Source organism: Bacillus cereus group sp. BfR-BA-01379 (assembly GCF_022663605.1).
Classification (GTDB): Bacteria; Bacillota; Bacilli; order Bacillales; family Bacillaceae_G; genus Bacillus_A; species Bacillus_A mobilis.
Map to the genome: position 1 here is coordinate 1 of NZ_JAKUFT010000064.1, position 21,103 is coordinate 21,103.

Consider the following 21,103-nt stretch of genomic DNA (forward strand, 5'->3'; position numbering starts at 1 on the left):
AGTGAAACCGGAAGATCCGAAAGAACCAGAAGTGAAACCGGAAGATCCGAAAGAACCAGAAGTGAAACCGGAAGATCCGAAAGAACCAGAAGTGAAACCGGAAGATCCGAAGAAACCAGAAGTGAAACCGGAAGAGCCGAAGAAACCAGAAGTGAAACCGGAGGAACCGAAGAAACCAGAAGTAAAACCAGAGGATCCGGAAATAAGACTAGAAAAATTGATTAAAGAGCCACAAGTAAAAGTAGAAAGAGAATTACCGAAAACTGGAGCAGCGTCTCCATGGATGATGTCAGTTGGTGCGGGAATTTCATTCTTAGTCGGCGGAGTATTATTCATATTAGGTAGAAGAAGAAAACAGTAATTTTAAAAGCACAATGAGTTCGATTATGTATCGGATTCATTGTGCTTTATTTTTGCATATTAAAACATACTCGAGCTGTGCATTGGTTGAAGTTTTGCGTTTGGATCGAAGTAAGCTTTTGCATTGTTTACTGCTGTTGGTGCTTCACCGAAGCCGCAAGCAATGAGTTTTACTTTTCCTTCATATGTACAAATGTCACCAGCAGCGTAAATGCCAGGAATATTTGTTTCCATTTTTGAGTTCACGAGAATGCTGTTTTTTTGTATATCTAAGCCCCAGTTTTTAATTGGGCCAAGAGAGGAAACGAAGCCGTAGTTTACGATTACATCATCAACATCGATGATAATTTTTTCTTCCGTTTTTACGTGTTGAAGAACGACTTGTTCAATTTTGTCATCACCAATGAGTTCAACTGGAACGTACGGTGTACTTACTTCTGCGCGAGAATTCATTAAGCTTTCTACGCTATGTTCATGCGCACGGAATTTATCACGGCGATGAACGATTGTAACTTTGTCAGCGATCGGCTCTAACATCATTGTCCAATCAACAGCTGAGTCGCCGCCGCCAAATACTACGACGCGCTTACCAGCAAATTTATTCATATCATCAACGAAGTAATGTAAGTTTTTCTTTTCGTACTTTGCTGTCCCTTCTAATTCTAAGCGGCGTGGTTGGAAAGCTCCATTGCCGGCAGTAATAATAACTGATTTAGAATAGTGAGTTTGCTTATTCGTAACAAGTTTAAATATACCGTCAGCTTGTTTCTCAAGCGTATCAACAGCTTCTTCTAAACAAACGGTTGGGTCAAATTTCTTCATTTGCTCTTTTAAGTTATCAACTAATTCTTGTGCGCGCACTTTCGGGAATCCAGCTACATCATAAATGTATTTTTCAGGGTAGAGTGCGGATAATTGTCCTCCAAGTTGAGGTAAGCTTTCAATGATTTTTACACTTGCTTGTCTCATACCGCCATAAAATGCTGTGAACAATCCTGTTGGACCACCACCAATAATTGTTATGTCGTAAACTTTTTGATTTTCTGCCACTTTCATTCCCCCTATAGATGGAATTTTGATATTGATTTCATATATTGTTCATATGTACACGAAAATCCTGCAAATGATGACACTTTCAAATAAATGATAGCATATTTGAGTTCATAATACTTCTGAAAACGACTGAATTGTGTGTAAGTTTTCGCATAGATGCTTTTTTAATTGTATAAAATATGGTGAAAGGAAAATACATGAAAAAAAGGCTGAAAAACCCTTGAAAACGCTATGTTATTTTAAAATATTGATAATTCTCCAGACGCTTGAATTCTGGAATAAAACCGACTAATATAGGGAAGTATTATGTTAAATTTCTATGACAAAATTCGTACGATTTTTTGACTGCGTTTTGTTATGCTATAGAATGTGATAAAATCCACATTCTTGACAAATAGAGTTTTTAGTACTTGGTATTATTTTTTATTACTATTATATAAAGAAAAGGGTTGTGATTTGGTGAAGACTCCAAAAATCGTAGTTTTAGGTGCAGGTTATGGCGGGATGATTACGACTGTTCGTCTGCAAAAAGCATTATCTGTAAATGAAGCTGAAATTACGCTAGTAAACAACAACAGCTATCACTACCAAGCGACTTGGTTACATGAGAGCGCAGCTGGTACATTACAAGATGAAAAAATCTGTCTAGATATTCAAGACGTTATTGATACAAATAAAGTAAACTTTGTACAAGATACAGTAGTAGAAATTAAAGCTGCTGAAAAACGCATTATCTTAAAAGACGGCGAGTTAGAGTATGACTACTTAGTAATCGGTCTTGGTTTCGAATCAGAAACATTCGGAATTACAGGATTAAAAGAGCATGCATTCTCAATCGCTAACATTAATGCAACTCGTGAAATTCGTGAGCATATGGAAGCTAGTTTCGCTAAATATGCAACTGAACAACGTGATGAGTTAGTAACAATCGTTGTTGGTGGTGCTGGATTTACTGGTATCGAGTACGTAGGTGAGCTTGCAAACCGTGTTCCTGAACTTTGCAAAGAGTACAATGTACCACGTGAAAAAGCACGTATCATCTGTGTAGAAGCTGCTCCAACAGCACTTCCAGGTTTTGATCCAGCATTAGTAGAATACGCTGTAAAACAACTTGAGAAAAAAGGCGTAGAATTCCGCATCGGTACAGCAATTAAAGAAGCAACTGAAGAAGGTATTATCGTTGCCAATGGTGATGATACTGAATTAATTAAGTCTGAAACAGTAGTTTGGGCTGCAGGTGTTCGTGGTAACGGTATTGTAGAAGAGTCTGGCTTTGAAGCAATGCGCGGACGTGTAAAAGTTGATGAGTACATGCATGCTCCAGGATACGAAGAGGTATTCATGGTTGGTGACGCAGCGTTAATCATTAACGAAGAAATTAACCGTCCATACCCACCAACAGCACAAATCGCAATTCAACAAGGTTACAACATTGCACACAACTTAACTGTGTTAGTTCGTGGCAAGGGCGAAATGAAGAAATTCGCATTCGATAATAAAGGATCTGTATGTTCTTTAGGTCATGACGATGCAATGGGTGTTGTTATGGGCAAAAAGTTAACAGGTTGGAAAGCTTCTTTCATGAAGAAAGTAATCGATAACCGTTACCTATTCTTATTAGGTGGACCTTTATTAGTTCTTAAAAAAGGTAAATTAAAGTTCTTTTAATATATAGTAGAAAAAGCAGAAACGGCTAAGAGCTGTTTCTGCTTTTTTCATTTAAAAAATATAGTATAATATATAAAAAAGAAAGAATATTCTGTCCGTTCCGGTAGAGGAGGGTAATGCATCATGGAGAAACGAGGGAAAGTGTGGTTAGCTGTCGGTGGCCTAGTAGCTACAAAAGATGGCAGGTGGCTCTTCGTTAAGAAGAAGTACAGTGGATTAAAGGGGAAATGGTCTTTGCCGGCTGGTTTTGTAAATGAAGGTGAGACGGTTGATGAAGCTGTGAAACGTGAAGTGTTAGAAGAGACAGGCATTGTCGCTCATGTGAAGGGGATCATTGGTGTTCGATCGGGCGTGATTCGAAATGAGATTAGTGATAATATGATTATTTTCCTTTTGGAGCCTGAAGGAGAAAACATTATTGTACAGGAGAAAGAATTGTCTGAAGTAGCATTTCTACATCCAGATACGATTGCAGACGATCCGAATACGTCTGTACTGATTAAATATTTGTTAGAAAGAAAATCAGAACTACATCTTGAAATGGACAAAACATTAAATCCAGGTGAACAATTTGGTTATACCGCCTATCACGTATTTACGGCGCATACGAAGGAGAGGGAGAAAGAGTGAGTATACCGGTACTACTTATTTCAATGATGTTATTTTTCATTTTGTTTTTTGGAATTGGATTTTTACTCAACATGATTTTGCGAGCTACGTGGGTAATGGTTATTGTGTATCCAATTGTTTGTATGCTTATTATTAATAAGGCGAGTGTGTGGGATTATTTTTCAAAGCCAAAAGAAACATTTTCTTCATTTGGGACAAGTGTATCGCATTTAGGACAAGCAGATATGTTTATTTTATCTACTGGATTAGTAGGTGCTGCATTAGCAGGAATCGTAATTAAGAAACTCCGGAAAAGCGGATATCAAATGTTTTAATCTCCAATTCATTTGGAGATTATTTTTTTGCATATTCCTTTATCGTATAGGGAATGATTAACGATGAAGGAGTGTGGAATATAAAAATGTTAAAACGATATTGTATTCGCATTATGATGACTTGTTTACTTGTATCCGCATTATGCGTAACATGGAATGCTTTCACAGGAGTTTCTTTATTAGAGATTGTAAAGAAGTATGAGGGAACGAGTGCAAAAGAAGTACATGCAGCAGAAATTAAGAGAAATGTTGCTCCGAGTAAAGAAGTGATAAATGCTTTAGAGCAGGCGAAAGACTGGTCTAAATATCGTTCAATTGAAATGACTGCAACAGGTTATACGTCAGGAATTGAGTCAACTGGTAAGAGGCCAGGACATCCGGAGTATGGTATTACATATTCAGGTGTTAAGGTGAAAAGGGATTTATATTCCACAATCGCAGCGGACTTACGCGTATTCCCAATTGGAACAATTTTATTCGTACCAGGTTATGGATATGGTGTAGTAGCTGATAAGGGTGGTGCAATAAAAGGAAACCGCCTTGATCTGTACTATGATACGGTGAAAGATGTTTATAGCCAATGGGGTAAGAAAAAAGTAAATGTATATGTAGTGAAAGTTGGAGATGGTAAGTTTTCAGAGGAAGAGTTAACGATGTTAAATCAAGACGAAACGATGCAAGTGTTTCGCGGTCAATATTTAAAACAAAGATAGTCTAGTGGTAATTACGCTAGACTTTTTTTATTTCATATATAGAGGTAATAGTAGAAGTTAGAATTGTCGCATTTTATCGAAAATAAAGTTATAATAAAGGTAGAGTAGAGAAATTTAGGGGGTCTGAACATGTTTCAAGTACAAAAAGAATTAGCAAGCCATGAAGCGGTAATCGTTGCCTTATTTGAAGAAGAGAAAACGAGTAGTTTTGTACAAGAACTGGACAAAGCGTTTGAAGGACAATTACAAGTTTTATTAGAAGAGAAGGAACTTTCTACTAAGAAGAAAGCTATTTCGAAAGTACATAGTTTAGGGAAAACAAATGTGAAACGTTATTATTTCGTTGGTTTAGGAAAGAAAGAATCGTATACGACAGAAACGTTACGTGCGGCTCTTGGTAAGGCGTTTAAAACGTTACAAGCAGCGAAAGTACAAGATGCAGCAATCTTGCTGGATTCTTTCGTAACAGAGAAATTAGACGCGATTGATGTAGCTCACATTGCAGCAGAGGTACAAGGTCTTGGTACATATGAGTTACAAACGTATAAATCAGATAAAAAGGAACGTGTGGAGTTAGAGAAGTTCACGGCTATTACAGCAGAAGATGCACACGAAATTGAAGCTGCATTAACAGTTGGATACGTACATGGACATGCAACAAATTCAGCTCGTACACTTGTAAATATGCCGCCAAACGTATTAACAGCAACAAAGCTTGCTGAGTATGCTGTTGAGTTAGCGGAAAAGTATGATATGGATTATAAAGTTCTTGAGAAAGAAGAGATGGAAGACCTTGGTATGGGTGCGTTACTTGCAGTAAACCAGGGATCTACTGAACCACCAAAAATGATAGCTCTTATTTATAAAGGAAAAGAAGAGTGGACAGATGTCATTGGATTCGTTGGAAAAGGAATCACATACGATACAGGTGGTTATTCATTAAAACCACGTGAAGGCATGGTCGGTATGAAAGGTGATATGGGCGGTGCTGCTGCTGTATTAGGTGCGATGGAAATTATCGGTGAACTTCGCCCAGAGCAAAATGTGATCGCTGTTATTCCATCAACTGATAACGTTGTAAGTGGTACAGCATTTAAGCCAGACGATGTAATCACGTCTATGAGCGGAAAAACAATTGAAGTATTAAATACAGATGCAGAAGGTCGCCTAGCGTTAGCTGATGGTATTACGTATGCGAAAAAACTAGGTGCAAACTACCTTATTGATGTTGCGACATTAACAGGTGGTGTAATTGTTGCGCTTGGAAATCATACGACAGGCGCAATGACAAACAGTGAAGAGTTGTTTGAGCAAGTGCTAGAGGCATCTATGGAAACAGATGAATCAATTTGGCAATTACCGATTTTTGATCGTGATAAAGAACGCGTGAGAAACAGTAAGTTTGCTGATTTAAATAACTCACCAGGTCGTGAAGGACATGCAGTTATGGCAGGTACATTCCTAGGTGAATTCGCTGAGGATACACCATGGGTACACTTAGACATCGCTGGAACATCTGAAACATCAGGAGCGCATGATTTAGGGCCAGCTGGAGCAACAGGTGCAATGGTACGTACACTTGCGACACTTGTTGAACGTTTCGGAGAAGAATAAAATTATAAGAGAAGGCTGTTCCCATACTTTGGAACAGCCTTTTTTATTGGGATGACTATGGTCGTCTTATCCCACATGAATTCGTTTCATCTTATAAAGAAATTGTATATAACGTCCCATTTAAAGCGAATGAAGTGCGACCTGTTTCTTCAGAGACAACTAAAATAAGGGCATCGCTTTTTTCTGATAAGCCAATTGCAGCTCTGTGACGTGTCCCTAGTTCAGGATCAACTTCTGTACTTTTTGTTAACGGAAGAATATTGGCAGCTGAAACAATATGATTATTTTTAACGAGAACGGCCCCGTCATGAAGAGGGTTACCTGGATAGAAAATGGATTCAAGTAACGGTGAGGTTAAATGAGCATGTAATGTTGTTCCAGTTTGAATGAGAGAGTCAAGCGGTTCGTTTCTTTCCACAACAATAAGAGCCCCGTGTTTTCGGGCGCTTAAATGTTGGACAGTCGCTGTAATAGAATGTGAGCTTTCCGTATAAGGTGATAAATACGCTTGAATATAGTATGTAGCTGCCAATGTTTGTACATTGGCTAACATATGATGAATATCTTCCATTTTGCACAAAATACATTCATCTTCTTTATCAATTGCTTGCCTCATAATTGATAATTCTTTCTCAGCAATTTCAATCATTTGCTTTGTTTGTATTTTGAGCTCTTCTGACAATCCCCATTCTTGCATAATCCTCATTCCCTTTAGTGGAGTATTTAACCATAGTGTATACAAATATTCCTAGTAAAATCCTGTTAGATTGTAAAAAATATTGAGATACAGGTTGTTTTTTTCATATAATAAAGGTATGACAAGCGAGAGGAGATAGAAGTATGAATTGGAAACAAGAATTTAGTCGCTGGCTTTCATATGCAGAGTTAGACGCAGAACTAAAAGAACAGTTAGAAAACATGAAGCAAGATGAGAAGAAAATTGAGGATAGCTTTTACAAAAATTTAGAGTTCGGTACAGGTGGTATGCGTGGTGAACTTGGTGCTGGTACGAACCGTTTAAATGTATATACAGTTCGTAAAGCAACGCAAGGATTAGCGACGTTTATTGAAAAATTAGGTGAAGAAGCGAAGAAGCGCGGTGTTGTTGTTGCGTATGATTCTCGTCATAAATCACCTGAATTCGCAATGGAAGTAGCTGCTACACTTGGTGCACACGGCATCACAACATATGTGTTTGAAAGCTTACGCCCAACGCCAGTGCTTTCTTTCGCAGTTCGTCATTTACATACAGTGAGTGGAATCGTTCTTACGGCAAGCCATAATCCGCCGGAATATAACGGTTATAAAGTATACGGTGAAGATGGTGGGCAGTTGCCTCCAAAAGAAGCTGATGAGTTAATTAGCTATGTAGATGCAGTAGAGGATGAGTTAACAGTTGAGGTTGCTAATGTGGAGCAATTAAAAGCTGACGGTTTATTACATATTATTGGACAAGAAGTAGATGATGCATATGCTACAGAATTGAACAATGTCATCATTAATAAAGAAATGGTACAAAATGTTGGGAAAGACTTAAAAATTGTCTTTACACCATTACACGGAACATCAAATATTTCTGTACGCCGTGGTTTAGAAGAAGTTGGATTTACAGATGTAACAGTTGTAAAAGAGCAAGAGTTACCAGATCCGAACTTCTCTACAGTTAAATCACCAAACCCAGAAGAGCATGCGGCGTTTGAGTATGCAATTCGTGACGGTGAGAAGGTAGGCGCAGATGTGTTAATCGCAACGGATCCTGATGCTGACCGTCTTGGCGTAGCAGTTCGTAATCATGATGGTGAGTTCCAAGTGTTAACTGGTAACCAAACAGGTGCATTAATGCTTGATTACTTATTATCTCAAAAGAAAGAAAACGGAACGCTTCCAGAGAACGGTGTTGTATTAAAAACAATCGTAACGTCTGAAATTGGCCGTACAATCGCGAAAGCATATGGTTTAGATACAGTTGATACGTTAACTGGATTTAAATTTATTGGTGAGAAAATTAAACAGTATGAAGAAAGCGGACAATACGAATTCCAATTTGGTTATGAGGAAAGCTACGGTTATTTAATCCGTCCATTCTGTCGTGATAAAGATGCAGTACAATCTGTTCTATTTGCATGTGAAGTAGCTGCATACTACAAGTCACAAGGAAAAACGTTATACGATGGTTTATTAGAAGTATTTGAGAAGTATGGTTTCTTCCGTGAAGATCTTGTATCGTTAACGCTAAAAGGAAAAGATGGAGCGGAACAAATTCAAGAGATGATGGCAACATTCCGTGAAAATCCTCCGAAAGAAGTAGCAGGCTTAACAGTTGTAGCAGTTGAAGACTATAAAGCGAGCATCGTTACATCTTTACAAGATGGACATAAAGAAGAGATTCACTTACCGAAATCAAATGTGTTAAAATATCAATTAGAAGATGGTTCTTGGTTCTGCCTACGTCCATCTGGAACTGAACCGAAGATTAAGTTCTATTTCGGTGTTCAAGACAATTCTTTACAAAATAGTGAACAAAAGTTACTTACTATTAAAGAAGATATTATGAATCGTTTATAATATAAAGTAATTTTAAGTAGTAGGGAACAAAAGGGAGTGAAACCTCCCTTTTGTTCTATGTAAGGAAATGATCGTGATTGATTCTGACAGAAGAGAGGGTATTTTGTGATGAAAAGAGTAAGAAAAGCGATAATCCCAGCAGCTGGATTAGGAACACGTTTTTTACCAGCTACAAAAGCAATGCCAAAAGAAATGTTACCGATAGTAGATAAACCAACTATCCAATACATTGTAGAAGAAGCAATAAAATCAGGAATCGAAGATATTATTATCGTTACTGGTAAAACGAAGCGCTCTATTGAAGATCATTTTGATAATGCATTTGAGTTAGAGCAAAACTTATTAGAAAAGAAAAAGTATGAGTTACTTGAAAAAGTACAGGCTTCTTCAAAAATGGTAGATATTCACTATATCCGTCAAAAAGAACCAAAAGGATTAGGGCATGCTGTTTGGTGTGCGCGTAAATTCATCGGTGATGAGCCATTCGCTGTTTTATTAGGTGATGATATCGTTCAAGCTGAAAAACCATGTTTACGTCAATTAATTGAAGAATATGATAAAACGCTTTCTTCTGTTATTGGTGTACAAACGGTTCCAGAAAATGAAACACACCGTTATGGAATTATCGACCCATTAGAGCAGGAAGGACGTCGTTACCAAGTTCGTAATTTCGTTGAGAAACCAGCAGCAGGTACAGCACCTTCAAACTTAGCAATTATGGGACGTTACGTTTTAACACCTGAAATCTTCATGTTCTTAGAACAGCAACATGTTGGTGCTGGCGGTGAAATTCAGTTAACAGATGCAATCCAAAACTTAAATGAAATTCAACGTGTATTCGCTTACGATTTCGAAGGAACACGCTATGATGTAGGTGAAAAGTTAGGATTCGTTCAAACGACAATTGAAATGGCACTGCAACACCCAGAATTACGTGATGACATGGTTGTAATGATGCAGAAAATTTTAGAAAAACATACGAATCAAGAGTCTTAATATAAAAAAAGAGTTATTTCAGTGCGCTGAAATAACTCTTTTTTACTATGAAATCGTCGAATGAGAATGCTGATAAGCGGAACGGCGTACAGCATAGTATATACGAGGTGCGATAATAGCACCGATAATTGTAAATACAATATCTTTTACTGCGAACCACATCATAATCATCCAAGCAGCTTTATAGCTCATATTACCGCCCATGAAGAAATTAACTGCCCCATACATATAAGTAGTACCGATAATATAAGTTAAAATGATTCCTGTGAAAGAGGCAATTGCAAATGTACTGAATGTTGGTCGTTCTTTTTGTTCTACTAGTTTTCCTGATACGTAAGCAACGATAATAAATGCAATAATAAAACCACCAGTAGGATCTAAAAGTGCCCCGAATCCAGCTTTGAAGTTAGCGAAAATTGGTGCACCAGCTAAGCCAACGAGCATATACACAGTCATTGATAATGCACCAAGTCTACTTCCAAGAAGAAGCCCTGCTAAAATTGCGAAAAATGGTTGCATAGATAATGGGATGCCCGCTACTTGCAGGAATGGTGCCCAAGATACAATATTTGCACCAATGGCCATAAGAGAGACGAACATGGCAGCTAATGCTAAATCTAAAACATGAAATCTTCTCATAATGTTAACCTCCTGTTGTTTTTAGGTTAACATTATCGTAGCGAAAATATTTACTTGTTGTCAATCAAAATATTTTGATAAGAAGGCTTCAAATACTCTCTTAGCAACGTATACGGAATACGAAATTGAGGAATTCCGCTTGAATAAGGAGCAATCTCATATAAAGGGAAATAAATGACGAGGTTGTCCGGTTCTAAAAAGAAGTGAAACTTTTTCGTACTCATTACTTTTTCAGTTGCATCGGGAAAATAAATGCCTTCATTTTGTTTAATTTGTCTTACGATCTCCGCGCGGATTACTTCTTTATATTTATCTTCTTGTTGAAATAAATCGTCTAAGTGTAGTAACTTTTTTTCTTTTAAATCAAATGTGTTTGCCTTCCACGTATAAAGACCGTGTGCTCCGCCTGTATATTGATAGTAATTCAAATATAGACTGAGGAGAGGTGGTTTATTTAGGGAGACTTTATAATCAACATTTGCCACGTACGGATGAAATGGTGTACTAGATCCTTCTGTTTCTTTATAATATTTTTTTGCGTCTTTTTCTAATTTAGTTTTAAATTTGTCAGTAGACTTTTTGTAATAGAAATTGAGCTTATTTTGAAAGTTAGAATCGGAAAAATTGTGAAATGAAGGTCTGTTAATTTGATATTCTATATAAGGTTTCTTACCTTTTTGTGTTACAGTCTGAACATCGATTGTCAGGTTGGATGCTTTGGCTGCTAGTGCACAATTTGGTACAATAGTCAGCAAGGAGAACATGAGCAGTAATATACAAAATTTCTGTTTCATTTAGGTGAAACCTCCTTATATAAGTGTTATAAGTAGTTTGAAAATAAATAGGTAAAATTATACATTCAATTAAAGTAAGAGAAGGAGGAAACGATATGGGAAAAACTTTAATGGATTCACTTGGAATTGAGTTGTTAGAGATGACAGAAGATAAGGTGGTTGCTACGATGCCTGTTGATGAGCGTACGCATCAGCCATTTGGTTTTTTACACGGCGGTGCATCTCTTGCATTAGCAGAAACAGTAGCAAGCGTCGGTTCATACAATTTAATTGATCAAGAGAAATGCATTTGTTTTGGTCTAGAAATTAATGCAAATCACATTCGCTCAAAGAAAGATGGAATTGTAACAGCGATCGGAACACCGATACATAGAGGACATTCAACGATGGTTTGGGATGTGCGTATCATTGATGAAAATGATGATTTATTATGCATATCACGATGTACAGTAGCAATTAAAGAAAAACGTGAAAAATAAAAAAGAGGCGCCCTCATGAGCGCCTCTTTTTCTTATAATTAGAACTGGATTTTCTTCTCTAAGAAACCTTTTAGTTCGCTAATTGGCATACGAACTTGTTCCATTGTGTCACGGTCACGTACTGTAACAGCTTTGTCTTCAACTGAGTCGAAGTCATAAGTGATACAGAATGGTGTACCGATTTCGTCTTGACGACGGTAACGTTTACCGATAGAACCAGTTTCGTCGAAGTCTACCATGAAGTCTTTAGCTAATTCTGCGAATACTTCAGTAGCACCTTCAGATAGCTTTTTAGATAATGGTAAGATTGCTGCTTTGTATGGTGCTAAAGCAGGGTGGAAACGAAGAACTGTACGAGAATCGTTTTCTAATTGCTCTTCTTCATATGCATCACATAAGAATGCTAATGTTACGCGGTCAGCACCTAAAGATGGCTCGATGCAGTACGGTACGTAACGCTCATTCGTTTGTGGATCGATATAGTTAAAGTCTTCGTTAGAGTGTTCCATGTGACGTTTTAAATCGAAGTCTGTACGAGATGCTACGCCCCATAGTTCGCCCCAACCGAATGGGAATCGGAATTCAATATCAGTTGTTGCGTTACTGTAGTGAGATAATTCCTCTTCACCGTGGTCACGAAGACGCATGCTTTCTTCAGTCATACCAAGTGAAAGTAACCAGTTCTTACAAGTTTCACGCCAGAATGCGAACCACTCTAAATCTTCACCAGGCTTACAGAAGAATTCAAGTTCCATTTGTTCGAATTCACGTGTACGGAATGTGAAGTTACCAGGCGTGATTTCGTTACGGAAGCTTTTACCGATTTGGCCAATACCAAATGGAAGTTTTTTACGCATAGAGCGTTGTACGTTTTTGAAGTTTACGAAAATACCTTGTGCTGTTTCAGGACGAAGGAAGATTTCGTTTGTGCTAGACTCTGTAACACCTTGGAAAGTTTTGAACATTAAGTTGAACTGACGGATTTCAGTGAATTCTTCACTACCACAATCAGGACATTTTACTTCATGCTCTTTCATTAAGTCAGCCATTTGGTCGAAAGTAAGACCGTCAACAACCATTTCGATGCCTTTTGCATCTAGTGCATCTTCAATTAATTTGTCAGCACGGTGACGCGCTTTACATTTTTTACAGTCGATCATTGGATCGTTGAAGTTACCAACGTGACCAGAAGCGATCCAAGTTTTTGGGTTCATTAAAATAGCTGCGTCTAAACCAACGTTATGTGGAGATTCTTGAATGAATTTTTTCCACCAAGCTTTTTTAACGTTATTTTTTAATTCAATTCCAAGTGGACCGTAATCCCAAGTGTTTGCAAGACCACCGTAAATTTCAGAACCAGGGAAAACAAAACCGCGATGTTTCGCTAAGTTTACAACTTGTTCCATTGAATACATAATAAAATCCTCCTTTTGAAAGTTAACGTATTGGCAATGACGTGCTCAGGTACTTGTGAAACGAGCAGTATATGCTTTGAAAACATAAAAAAACGCTCATCCCAAGGCTTAATTGCCTAGGGACGAGCGTTTGCCCGCGGTTCCACCCTAGTTGATACACTAAAGGTGCATCCACTTTATCACGTATTGCTCGAGACTGCCGTTTCCTTGCGGCTTCAGGCTTTCACTATCCCTGAATCGCTTTTTGTGCAAGTACTTATAAGTCCGTCATCGCTACTTATATTAATAATAATGAACATATTCTAACACGTTCTTTTTTAAATCTCAATAGAGGAACGTGTCTATCTATGATAGAGTCTCGCCTATTTTTTTGTTATTTATTCCGTAATTTTGTTTAATATGCTTAATTGCTTCGCGCTTACTAAGCGAGGCAAGTTCGTTATTTTGTACGTATTCCCAAACGACATCGGGCTTTGTTTTTGCATATTCACGAAGGACCCAGCCAATCGCTTTTTGAATGAAAAATTCTTTTGAAGAATGTAGTTGTCCAATAATCCAGAAAAGAAGTTCTTCATCCATCTTTTGTTTATATTTTAGCTGGAATAAAATAGCAGCGCGTTGTAACCATATGTTATCTGATGCAATCCATTTTGGAATATAGGCAGAAATTAATTCTGGGTGTTTTAAAAAGATATTCCCTAAAAATGTAGGAACGATGCTATCGACAGAATCCCACCAAGACTTTGTTACAATGAGTTCTTCTAAAAACGGGATATGCGTTTCGTTTATATGTTTTTTATATTTTTGCATAATATCGAGTGCGGCCGCTTGAAATTCACGTTCTGGTAAATCCCAAAGCTCACGTACGATAACTTGGAAATCTTTTGGATCTGGGAGAGTATGTATTTGGATGACGTCTTTCAATAGTTGTCTTCTTTCAGGTGTTTGAATACCGAGAAATGGGAAGTGATTTTTCATATAACGTGCCATCGGTTCCGCTTTTTCAAGGTTTTTATGAGCTATGAAATGCTCTTGTAATGCTTGTACAAATGGATGCATAAATCTGTACTCCTCTCTAATTATCTTACTCCTAATTATTATACAGAGAGTTTGGTTGAATTTTAAAACATAACTTGCTATGTAATGAAATATGTTGAGAGTAGAGAGGAGAGGATAAGATGGAAGATCAAGGCGTACTAGCAGGTTTCTTTGCTCTTAGTTTTGCGTTTATTCTTGTTGTATTGATTTGGGCAATTATTGCGTATTTATTAACGGCTTTTGCACTGTATACGATGGCGAAAAATGATGGTGCAACGGATGGTGCTCTTGCGTTTATTCCTTTTTTAAATAGTAAGATATGGGGGGATTTAGCGAAAGATAAATTACCAGATTTCTTAAAAGAAGAAGCAGGATGGAAAGTATTCGGCATATATGTCGCGTGCTTCATCTTTAACTTCGTACCAATTCTATATTTAATAGCAACAGCTGTATCGATTGTGCTGTCTATTTATCTTATCTACGCTATTTTAGACAGGTACGGAACAAACTCTATATTATTTACAATTATTCATACCATCACATTTTCAGTTTTCTTGCCGATTCACTTGTTCATTATTCGGAATGAGCCGGTAAGATATAACGAGTAGATATATGCGGGGAGCTGTTTCGAAGATATTTTGGAACAGCTTTTTGTTGGTTAATTGATATTTCGTTGACTAAGAAAAAAGGGCTGCCACATAGGACAGCCCTTTTTCTACTACATAAGATAGCGTAAATAAATATAAATATGAGAAATGATTAATGAAACAATCATAATTGGGAAACCGACTTTTAGGAAGTCCATGTAGCTAAATTTATGTCCTTCGCGGCTTGCGATACCTGCAACAATTACGTTAGCAGAAGCTCCAATTAATGTTCCGTTTCCACCTAGACAAGCACCTAATGCTAATGCCCACCATAATACGTCGACTTGTGCGTCAGAAGGTGATAGACCTAGCCCAACTGCCATATCGTTAATAAGTGGGATCATTGTTGCAACGAATGGAATGTTATCAATTGTTGCAGAGGCGATACCAGATACCCATAAAATAAGGATAGATGCGTAAGAAATATCTCCGCCCGTTATGCCAATTACCTTTTGCGCTAACATTTTGATAAGACCGATATCGATAAGTCCTCCAACGAGCACGAATAGTCCTGCGAAGAAGAAGATTGTTACCCACTCTACACTTGCGAATACCTCTTCAATTTCATGTTCTTTCACACCAATTAGCATAAGTACAGTAGCACCAGTTAAAGCGATGATAGCTGCATCAACATGGAAGATCGAATGAGTCATGAAACCTACGATTGTAAGTCCAAGTACTGTTAAAGATTTTTTCATTAATACTGGATCTTTAATGTATTGCTTTTCATCTAAACTCATTAATTTTTTAACTTGTACAGGATCTGCAATTAATTGTTTGCGATACATGAAGTAAAGTATTGTCGCTGTAACAGCAATAATAATGATTACGATAGGTGCTAAGTTGAACAAGAAAGCATTGAAATCTAAATGCTTATTTGCAGAACCAATCATAATGTTAGGTGGATCACCAATTAATGTTGCTGTTCCTCCAATGTTTGAAAAAATAATTTCAGAAAGTAAATAAGGAACAGGATTTACTTGCAGTATGCGCGTAATAGATAAAGTAACTGGAACAACAAGAAGTACAGTTGTAACGTTATCTAAAAATGCGGAACCAAGTGCAGTAAGTAAGGAAAGTGAAATTAAAATTTTGATTGGATTTCCTTGTGCTCCTTTTGCTGCTTTAATGGCAACGTATTGGAAGACGCCCGATTTACTCGTAATATTCACCAGAATCATCATACCGATGAGTAGCGTAATCGTCCCCCATTCAATATGTTTCGTAAAGGCGTTGTGTAAATCAACGACCCCCATAATTACCATGAGTGCTGCGCCAAGAAGTGCGATGACAGCGCGATTAATTTTTTCAGAAATAATAATGGCATATGTAATTAAAAAGACTGCGATAGCAAAATAATACTGCCAGTTTGCGAGCTCTTGCGTTGTTTCGTGCAAAACTCTCATCTCCTTTCATTCACTTTTCTTAGTGTGTCAAAAAATTAACTAGATGAAACACACATAACGTCATTATAAAGTAGAAAAAAGGGGGATGTAAATGAAAGGGCTTATTTTGTCATATTTTCTGCATTGGTCATTTTTTCTTATTTTTAAAAATATTTGTGGGCATTTGACATATATATAAGATACATCCAATCTGAATATTTAAAATGGAATTAGCATTCGAGCTTGTTCGTGTAAGAGTGTCAAATAGAAAGGAATGACAAAGATGATAAGGAAGGGATCGTATGGATGAACAACGATTTTTATTTTTGGATTTTGAGTTTACGATGCCCCAGCACAGAAAAAAACCAAAAGGATTTTTCCCGGAGATTATTGAGGTAGGACTCGTCTCGGTTGTTGGTTGTAAGGTAGAAGACACGTATTCAGCTCATGTTAGGCCGAAAACTTTTCCTTCTTTAACGGATCGATGTAAGAAATTTTTAGGGATTAAACAAGAAGTCGTAGATAAAGGAATTTCGTTTCCCGAACTCGTTGAAAAACTTGCAGAATATGAAAAGAGATGTAAACCAACCATTGTTACGTGGGGAAATATGGATATGAAAGTGTTGAAACATAATTGTGAAATGGCGGGAGTAGACTTTCCATTCTTAGGACAGTGTCGTGATTTATCACTTGAGTATAAGAAGTTTTTTGGGGAGAGAAATCAAACAGGATTGTGGAAAGCGATTGAGGCGTATGGAAAAGCAGGGACGGGTAAGCATCATTGTGCGCTAGATGATGCGATGACGACGTATAATATTTTTAAATTAGTAGAAAAAGATAAAGAGTATTTAGTGAAACCAGCACCTCCAACATTAGGGGAACTCGTTGATTTTTCAAAAGTGTTAAAGAAAGTGAGTACACAGTAACGACCAAATTGCACAGTATGTAATTTGGTCGTTTTGTTTTTTTAAAGTTTGTAGTCTTTTTTTAACTGCTCTAATGTTTCTAGACTACGAACCGCAAAAGGTGAATCATCTTCAGAAAATGAATTCATTTGAGTTTCTAATGCTAATTTGAGTGACTCTGTATACTCTGGAATTTCTCCTTCATATTTCTTCACCATTTGCTCCGGAATATTCGTTTGTTCACGGAAAGCTAAAGCACGTCTTTCATGGAAAAATGGTACGTCAGCTTGTTTTACATTATGTAAGTCACCTTGCACCGGATGTTTTAAAACAGCTAATACTTTTACGACGTAACTGCCAGGACGGCTATTTGTAACTTCCCCGATGTATTTGCCAGTTTTATAAATACCAGTAACGATTTCGCCAATTTCAAATGTTTCTCTCATATTTTTCACCTCAAGTTTATAGTAAGGAAAGTCCACGAAGTAGTCAAAGAAATCATTCTCTTTCGGAACGACCCCTTGAGAATATGAATCGGTTCAACTATAATTTAAATAATATAACAGAAAATTCTGATGTTTTTTGAATCCTATAATAAGGAGTGTTCCGTATGATGCCTTTATATTTTCCGGAAGATAAAACAGAATATATTATTCCAGGGATTGTTTGCGTTCTATTTATCATTGGTGCCGTTGCTACGTGGCGTATGTTTATTCGTGTATCAAAGCGAGAAGCGGAGCGGTTACAGAAAGTTGAAGAAAAACTTTTAGCGGAAAAGAAACAGTAACTCATTTTTGTATGTTTCCCTCTATGCTCGGACAATCTAAGGGCAGAATATATTTTGGAGGGAATAGAATGAAAAAACGGCTTTTTTTCAGTTGTTGTTTATTATTTCTGATGGCAGGTTGTGACCAAGGAAAGCCGAAAGAAATTGACGTGAAATTACATAATGCTTCAGGTGATGAAGTGGGGACTGCGAAAGTAGTGCAGCAAACAAGCGGAGTGAAAATTACGATTAAAGGGGAAGGTTTCGCACCTGGCCCGCACGGTATACATGTGCACGAAATTGGTGAGTGTAAAGCGCCACGTTTTGAATCATCTGGGAATCATTTTAATCCTGATAATAAAAAGCATGGACTTCTTAATCCGAAAGGTGCAGAAAATGGTGATTTACCGAACGTAATTGCAGACGGTTCTGGAAAGATTAAAGCAGAAATCGATGCGCCGCATATAACGCTTGAAGAAGGAAAAACGACGATTCATAGAAAAGATGGAGCATCTATTATTATTACAGAAAACGCTGATGATGGTATGACACAACCAGCAGGTAAATCCGGGGATCGAATTGCTTGTGGTGTCATTGTAAAAAAAGCGTCGGATATGAAGAAAAAGTAAAAGCTACCGTGCATGGTAGCTTTTTTGGTGAAACGTAAGTGGAAATATATCGATTTACCTACAAAAGAGTTTAGGATGAAAACGTATGGCGCAGTCTATTTAAAATTTCATCTAAAACAGATCTTGGACAGCCAATGTTAATTCGAATATGTTCTTCTCCGCCTAATCCGTATTTCTCACCAGGTTCAACGATGATTTTTCCTTTTTCCTCAAGTAATGTAGTGCGTTCATTTTGAGAAAGCTGTAGATGAGAGCAATCAATCCACAATAAAAAACTACCTTCTGGTTTCGTTACAGAAAGAGCAGGTATGTGATTTTTAATATATTCACAAGCGAATTGAGCGTTATCTTCTATATATAATCGGATTTCATTTAACCAATCGTTGCATTCTGTATAGGCACTTTGCATCGCTGTATAGGCAAATATATTTAACCCGTGGAAGCCTTGTCTATATTGGATAGATGTAAAGACTTGACGGAGTTTTTCGTTTGGAATGATAATAATCGATGCTTGTAATCCAGCGATATTAAATGTTTTACTCGGAGCCATACAAGTAATGGTACGCGCTGCTAATTCTTCAGATAAAGAAGCGAACGGTGTATGTGTATGGTCTGCGTAAATAATATCGGAATGAATTTCATCCGCGACAACAATTACGTTATATTTTGTGCATAACGCGCCAAGCTGTGTGAGTTCCTCTTTTGACCAAACACGGCCGATTGGATTGTGAGGGCTACAAAGAAGCATGAGTTTGACGCCTTGTTGGAATTGTTTTTCTAAATGCTCGAAGTCTATCGCATATGTATCATTTTGTTTCTGTAATGGACTTACGCATAATTGTCTATTGTTTGTTGTGACCATTTCGAAAAATGGAGGATAAATAGGTGGTTGTACGAGAACAGATTCATTTTCCTTTGTGAAGGCCTGTATGCTCGTACTAAGAGCTGGAACGATTCCGGCGCTAAAGACAATCCATTCTTTTTGAATATCCCAGTTGTACTGTTTTTTTGTCCAGTTACAAATAATATCTCCCATATTTTCGGGAGGAAGTGTGTAGCCGAAAATAGGATGCTCGATACGTGTCTTTAAAGCAGTTTGAATTGGTTGTGGTACTTCAAAATCCATATCAGCAATCCAAGCATGGATAAGTTCTTCGTTTTTATATGTATCCCATTTTGTACTATGAGTTCCACGACGATTGACTGTTTTATGAAATAGTTGCATAAGTTTGCCCCCTTCTTCTGTAAAACCGATAAGTTATGAAAGTTCTCTCTCTTCTTATAGAATAGCTGATGTGATAGGATAAAGAAAAGTATTAAAAAGTGAAAAGGCGGGAAGCGAATGGGTACATATGAAAAGATGATAGAGGTTGTGAAGAATTGGGATCCGTTTCAAATGGGACCGGAATTTTATGAAACAGAAGCGAGCGATGTTGTGAACGTCGTAAGCGTGTTTGATGATCCGAAATACATCGCAAAGAAGATTCAACATATATACTTTATGTCTTTTGAGGAAGTACCTGCGCTTGAAAAATGTGAGAAGTTAGCTGTGGAATTACTTGTAGTAAAAGAAGGCGGAAGTTGTTCATTGTAGGCTGTCGGAATTTCCGACAGCCTTTTTACATTATTGCGCAGAAAAAGCGATGATTTCTTCATAAACGTTTTCAGGTTTTTCTTCAGGTAGTAAATGCCCTGTGTTTTCGTAAGAAATAAATTTCGAATTCGGTAAATCTTTGTGTAGTCGATGACCTACATGTACAGGAACAACGCGATCTTTTTCACCCCAAATGAGTAGTGTAGGTGTTTCGATTTTTTGTAATTCAGTTGAAGATAAATCACCTTCACGATCTCGTATCATACGAGTTAAAGCAGGGAATATACGATTGTCATAAAAAGGAGCGGAGTAGCCTTCTTTCATTTCATCGTCAATTAATGAGTGATCATGAACGACATTCATTAAGTTATGAACGATGCCGCGCCGAATAATCCAGTTCTTTACGTATAAATGAAAGAACGGTAAATAAGAAGAATACAGTAAAGGTAAGGTTGCGCGTGCTAAATAGCTAGAGCTACATAGTAAAATTGTCTTTGAAATTAATTCAGGACGTATACGGTTTACATAAAGAGAAATTTGCCCCCCCATAGAATGCCCGACTAACACAATGTTTGAGAGAGATAAATGTTCAATTAAATCGATAATAATCGTTGCTAAATTGTGATAAGAATACTTAAACAGATGAGACTTATCACTTTTTCCGAATGGTGGTAAATCAAGAGCCAGTACTGTTCCTGCTTTCGATAGTAAAGGAATAAGACGGCGGTAACTGAATGAGGAAGATAAAAAGCCGTGAATGAGCACGAAAGTAGGACGTTCCGTTTTGTTGTCATGTTCATATAATTCGTAATGAATGGTAGTGCCGCGAGTGGAAAAAGTGAAATAAGGACAAGTATATTCGTGATTCATTTTTTGTCACTCCATTGATTTTTGTTCAT

General features: G+C 37.3%; 24 protein-coding genes. 14 read left to right on the forward strand and 10 right to left on the reverse strand.

What is annotated here, in order from left to right; all coding sequences use genetic code 11:
* Positions 1–361, forward strand: a 361-nt coding sequence (locus MR113_RS20565; RefSeq protein ID WP_242256520.1) for an LPXTG cell wall anchor domain-containing protein, incomplete at its 5' end; no start/stop codon positions are given.
* Positions 362–420: 59 nt separating this feature from the next.
* Here MR113_RS20565 and MR113_RS20570 read toward each other — a convergent pair.
* On the reverse strand, positions 421–1,410 hold the full coding sequence (locus MR113_RS20570) for an NAD(P)/FAD-dependent oxidoreductase (RefSeq protein WP_000829779.1): 990 nt from the start codon (positions 1,408–1,410) through the stop codon (positions 421–423).
* A 462-nt stretch (positions 1,411–1,872) separates the two neighbouring features.
* Here MR113_RS20570 and MR113_RS20575 point away from each other — a divergent pair, with 462 nt between their 5' ends.
* From MR113_RS20575 to pepA, 5 genes are all read left to right on the forward strand, one after another.
* Positions 1,873–3,081, forward strand: a complete 1,209-nt coding sequence (locus MR113_RS20575) for an NAD(P)/FAD-dependent oxidoreductase (RefSeq protein WP_000856609.1) — start codon at positions 1,873–1,875, stop codon at positions 3,079–3,081.
* Between the two features lie 123 nt (positions 3,082–3,204).
* Positions 3,205–3,711, forward strand: a complete 507-nt coding sequence (locus MR113_RS20580; protein WP_063260535.1) for an NUDIX hydrolase — start codon at positions 3,205–3,207, stop codon at positions 3,709–3,711.
* Positions 3,708–4,025 (forward strand): YuiB family protein, encoded by a 318-nt coding sequence (locus tag MR113_RS20585; protein WP_000027018.1) that lies wholly within the window; start codon positions 3,708–3,710, stop codon positions 4,023–4,025. Before MR113_RS20580 ends, MR113_RS20585 begins: the two co-directional genes overlap by 4 nt.
* Before the next feature lie 86 nt (positions 4,026–4,111).
* Positions 4,112–4,738, forward strand: coding sequence for a 3D domain-containing protein (locus tag MR113_RS20590; protein WP_033656415.1), 627 nt, complete (start codon positions 4,112–4,114; stop codon positions 4,736–4,738).
* Between the two features lie 129 nt (positions 4,739–4,867).
* Positions 4,868–6,352, forward strand: a complete 1,485-nt coding sequence (pepA, locus tag MR113_RS20595; RefSeq protein WP_242256522.1) for a cytosol aminopeptidase — start codon at positions 4,868–4,870, stop codon at positions 6,350–6,352.
* Between the two features lie 91 nt (positions 6,353–6,443).
* On the opposite strand, the gene cdaS is transcribed toward pepA, so the two are convergent.
* On the reverse strand, positions 6,444–7,049 hold the full coding sequence (gene cdaS, locus MR113_RS20600; RefSeq protein ID WP_001158734.1) for a sporulation-specific diadenylate cyclase CdaS: 606 nt from the start codon (positions 7,047–7,049) through the stop codon (positions 6,444–6,446).
* Positions 7,050–7,192: 143 nt separating this feature from the next.
* On the opposite strand from cdaS, the gene MR113_RS20605 reads away from it, so the two are divergent.
* Together MR113_RS20605 and galU are read left to right on the forward strand one after the other, a co-directional pair.
* Positions 7,193–8,917: a phospho-sugar mutase gene (locus MR113_RS20605; protein ID WP_242256524.1), complete on the forward strand. Its 1,725-nt coding sequence runs from the start codon at positions 7,193–7,195 to the stop codon at positions 8,915–8,917.
* Between the two features lie 108 nt (positions 8,918–9,025).
* Positions 9,026–9,913: a UTP--glucose-1-phosphate uridylyltransferase GalU gene (gene galU, locus MR113_RS20610; protein ID WP_242256526.1), complete on the forward strand. Its 888-nt coding sequence runs from the start codon at positions 9,026–9,028 to the stop codon at positions 9,911–9,913.
* A 45-nt stretch (positions 9,914–9,958) separates the two neighbouring features.
* Here galU and MR113_RS20615 read toward each other — a convergent pair whose 3' ends face one another.
* Positions 9,959–10,552 (reverse strand): biotin transporter BioY, encoded by a 594-nt coding sequence (locus tag MR113_RS20615; RefSeq protein WP_242256529.1) that lies wholly within the window; start codon positions 10,550–10,552, stop codon positions 9,959–9,961.
* A gap of 50 nt (positions 10,553–10,602) precedes the next feature.
* Positions 10,603–11,346 carry a DUF3298 and DUF4163 domain-containing protein gene (locus MR113_RS20620; protein ID WP_242256531.1) on the reverse strand — a complete coding sequence of 248 codons (744 nt, stop codon included), beginning with the start codon at positions 11,344–11,346 and terminating at the stop codon, positions 10,603–10,605.
* Positions 11,347–11,441: 95 nt separating this feature from the next.
* Between MR113_RS20620 and MR113_RS20625 the strand changes: the two genes are divergently transcribed.
* On the forward strand, positions 11,442–11,825 hold the full coding sequence (locus tag MR113_RS20625; RefSeq protein WP_000520763.1) for a hotdog fold thioesterase: 384 nt from the start codon (positions 11,442–11,444) through the stop codon (positions 11,823–11,825).
* 38 nt (positions 11,826–11,863) lie between these two features.
* Here MR113_RS20625 and MR113_RS20630 read toward each other — a convergent pair whose 3' ends face one another.
* Both MR113_RS20630 and MR113_RS20635 read right to left on the reverse strand, forming a co-directional pair.
* Positions 11,864–13,240: a glycine--tRNA ligase gene (locus tag MR113_RS20630; RefSeq protein WP_088092001.1), complete on the reverse strand. Its 1,377-nt coding sequence runs from the start codon at positions 13,238–13,240 to the stop codon at positions 11,864–11,866.
* A 345-nt stretch (positions 13,241–13,585) separates the two neighbouring features.
* Positions 13,586–14,299, reverse strand: a complete 714-nt coding sequence (locus tag MR113_RS20635; protein ID WP_242256533.1) for a DNA alkylation repair protein — start codon at positions 14,297–14,299, stop codon at positions 13,586–13,588.
* A gap of 119 nt (positions 14,300–14,418) precedes the next feature.
* Between MR113_RS20635 and MR113_RS20640 the strand changes: the two genes are divergently transcribed.
* A complete protein-coding gene (locus tag MR113_RS20640) occupies positions 14,419–14,886 on the forward strand; it encodes a hypothetical protein (protein WP_000390064.1) in 468 nt (155 codons plus the stop codon).
* Positions 14,887–14,996: 110 nt separating this feature from the next.
* Here MR113_RS20640 and MR113_RS20645 read toward each other — a convergent pair whose 3' ends face one another.
* The gene (locus MR113_RS20645) at positions 14,997–16,322 is read right to left on the reverse strand and encodes an ArsB/NhaD family transporter (protein WP_071725008.1); all 1,326 of its coding nucleotides are present in this window, start codon (positions 16,320–16,322) and stop codon (positions 14,997–14,999) included.
* 290 nt (positions 16,323–16,612) lie between these two features.
* Between MR113_RS20645 and kapD the strand changes: the two genes are divergently transcribed.
* Positions 16,613–17,236, forward strand: a complete 624-nt coding sequence (gene kapD, locus MR113_RS20650) for a 3'-5' exonuclease KapD (RefSeq protein ID WP_061680142.1) — start codon at positions 16,613–16,615, stop codon at positions 17,234–17,236.
* A 41-nt stretch (positions 17,237–17,277) separates the two neighbouring features.
* Here the strand turns inward: kapD and kapB are convergent, their stop codons facing one another.
* Positions 17,278–17,661 carry a kinase-associated lipoprotein KapB gene (gene kapB / locus MR113_RS20655; protein ID WP_001209345.1) on the reverse strand — a complete coding sequence of 128 codons (384 nt, stop codon included), beginning with the start codon at positions 17,659–17,661 and terminating at the stop codon, positions 17,278–17,280.
* A 164-nt stretch (positions 17,662–17,825) separates the two neighbouring features.
* Between kapB and MR113_RS20660 the strand changes: the two genes are divergently transcribed.
* Positions 17,826–18,002 carry a hypothetical protein gene (locus MR113_RS20660; protein WP_000982763.1) on the forward strand — a complete coding sequence of 59 codons (177 nt, stop codon included), beginning with the start codon at positions 17,826–17,828 and terminating at the stop codon, positions 18,000–18,002.
* A 68-nt stretch (positions 18,003–18,070) separates the two neighbouring features.
* Positions 18,071–18,610, forward strand: a complete 540-nt coding sequence (gene sodC, locus MR113_RS20665) for a superoxide dismutase [Cu-Zn] (RefSeq protein WP_242256535.1) — start codon at positions 18,071–18,073, stop codon at positions 18,608–18,610.
* Positions 18,611–18,680: 70 nt separating this feature from the next.
* Here sodC and MR113_RS20670 read toward each other — a convergent pair whose 3' ends face one another.
* Positions 18,681–19,835, reverse strand: a complete 1,155-nt coding sequence (locus tag MR113_RS20670) for a MalY/PatB family protein (protein WP_242256537.1) — start codon at positions 19,833–19,835, stop codon at positions 18,681–18,683.
* A gap of 117 nt (positions 19,836–19,952) precedes the next feature.
* Between MR113_RS20670 and MR113_RS20675 the strand changes: the two genes are divergently transcribed.
* Positions 19,953–20,204 carry a YugE family protein gene (locus MR113_RS20675; RefSeq protein ID WP_061680261.1) on the forward strand — a complete coding sequence of 84 codons (252 nt, stop codon included), beginning with the start codon at positions 19,953–19,955 and terminating at the stop codon, positions 20,202–20,204.
* A gap of 30 nt (positions 20,205–20,234) precedes the next feature.
* Here MR113_RS20675 and MR113_RS20680 read toward each other — a convergent pair whose 3' ends face one another.
* Positions 20,235–21,074, reverse strand: a complete 840-nt coding sequence (locus tag MR113_RS20680; RefSeq protein WP_063260546.1) for an alpha/beta fold hydrolase — start codon at positions 21,072–21,074, stop codon at positions 20,235–20,237.
* Positions 21,075–21,103 lie beyond the last annotated feature (29 nt).

What these genes read in the sequence shown, in the direction of transcription:
- MR113_RS20580 (WP_063260535.1), top strand. Translation starts at nt 3,205, where the DNA reads ATGGAGAAACGAGGGAAAGTGTGGTTAGCTGTCGGTGGCCTAGTAGCT.
- MR113_RS20590 (WP_033656415.1), top strand. Translation starts at nt 4,112, where the DNA reads ATGTTAAAACGATATTGTATTCGCATTATGATGACTTGTTTACTTGTA.
- pepA (WP_242256522.1), top strand. Translation starts at nt 4,868, where the DNA reads ATGTTTCAAGTACAAAAAGAATTAGCAAGCCATGAAGCGGTAATCGTT.
- cdaS (WP_001158734.1), bottom strand. Translation starts at nt 7,049, where the DNA reads ATGCAAGAATGGGGATTGTCAGAAGAGCTCAAAATACAAACAAAGCAA.
- MR113_RS20605 (WP_242256524.1), top strand. Translation starts at nt 7,193, where the DNA reads ATGAATTGGAAACAAGAATTTAGTCGCTGGCTTTCATATGCAGAGTTA.
- galU (WP_242256526.1), top strand. Translation starts at nt 9,026, where the DNA reads ATGAAAAGAGTAAGAAAAGCGATAATCCCAGCAGCTGGATTAGGAACA.
- MR113_RS20615 (WP_242256529.1), bottom strand. Translation starts at nt 10,552, where the DNA reads ATGAGAAGATTTCATGTTTTAGATTTAGCATTAGCTGCCATGTTCGTC.
- MR113_RS20620 (WP_242256531.1), bottom strand. Translation starts at nt 11,346, where the DNA reads ATGAAACAGAAATTTTGTATATTACTGCTCATGTTCTCCTTGCTGACT.
- MR113_RS20625 (WP_000520763.1), top strand. Translation starts at nt 11,442, where the DNA reads ATGGGAAAAACTTTAATGGATTCACTTGGAATTGAGTTGTTAGAGATG.
- MR113_RS20630 (WP_088092001.1), bottom strand. Translation starts at nt 13,240, where the DNA reads ATGTATTCAATGGAACAAGTTGTAAACTTAGCGAAACATCGCGGTTTT.
- MR113_RS20635 (WP_242256533.1), bottom strand. Translation starts at nt 14,299, where the DNA reads ATGCATCCATTTGTACAAGCATTACAAGAGCATTTCATAGCTCATAAA.
- MR113_RS20640 (WP_000390064.1), top strand. Translation starts at nt 14,419, where the DNA reads ATGGAAGATCAAGGCGTACTAGCAGGTTTCTTTGCTCTTAGTTTTGCG.
- kapD (WP_061680142.1), top strand. Translation starts at nt 16,613, where the DNA reads ATGGATGAACAACGATTTTTATTTTTGGATTTTGAGTTTACGATGCCC.
- kapB (WP_001209345.1), bottom strand. Translation starts at nt 17,661, where the DNA reads ATGAGAGAAACATTTGAAATTGGCGAAATCGTTACTGGTATTTATAAA.
- MR113_RS20660 (WP_000982763.1), top strand. Translation starts at nt 17,826, where the DNA reads ATGATGCCTTTATATTTTCCGGAAGATAAAACAGAATATATTATTCCA.
- sodC (WP_242256535.1), top strand. Translation starts at nt 18,071, where the DNA reads ATGAAAAAACGGCTTTTTTTCAGTTGTTGTTTATTATTTCTGATGGCA.
- MR113_RS20670 (WP_242256537.1), bottom strand. Translation starts at nt 19,835, where the DNA reads ATGCAACTATTTCATAAAACAGTCAATCGTCGTGGAACTCATAGTACA.
- MR113_RS20675 (WP_061680261.1), top strand. Translation starts at nt 19,953, where the DNA reads ATGGGTACATATGAAAAGATGATAGAGGTTGTGAAGAATTGGGATCCG.
- MR113_RS20680 (WP_063260546.1), bottom strand. Translation starts at nt 21,074, where the DNA reads ATGAATCACGAATATACTTGTCCTTATTTCACTTTTTCCACTCGCGGC.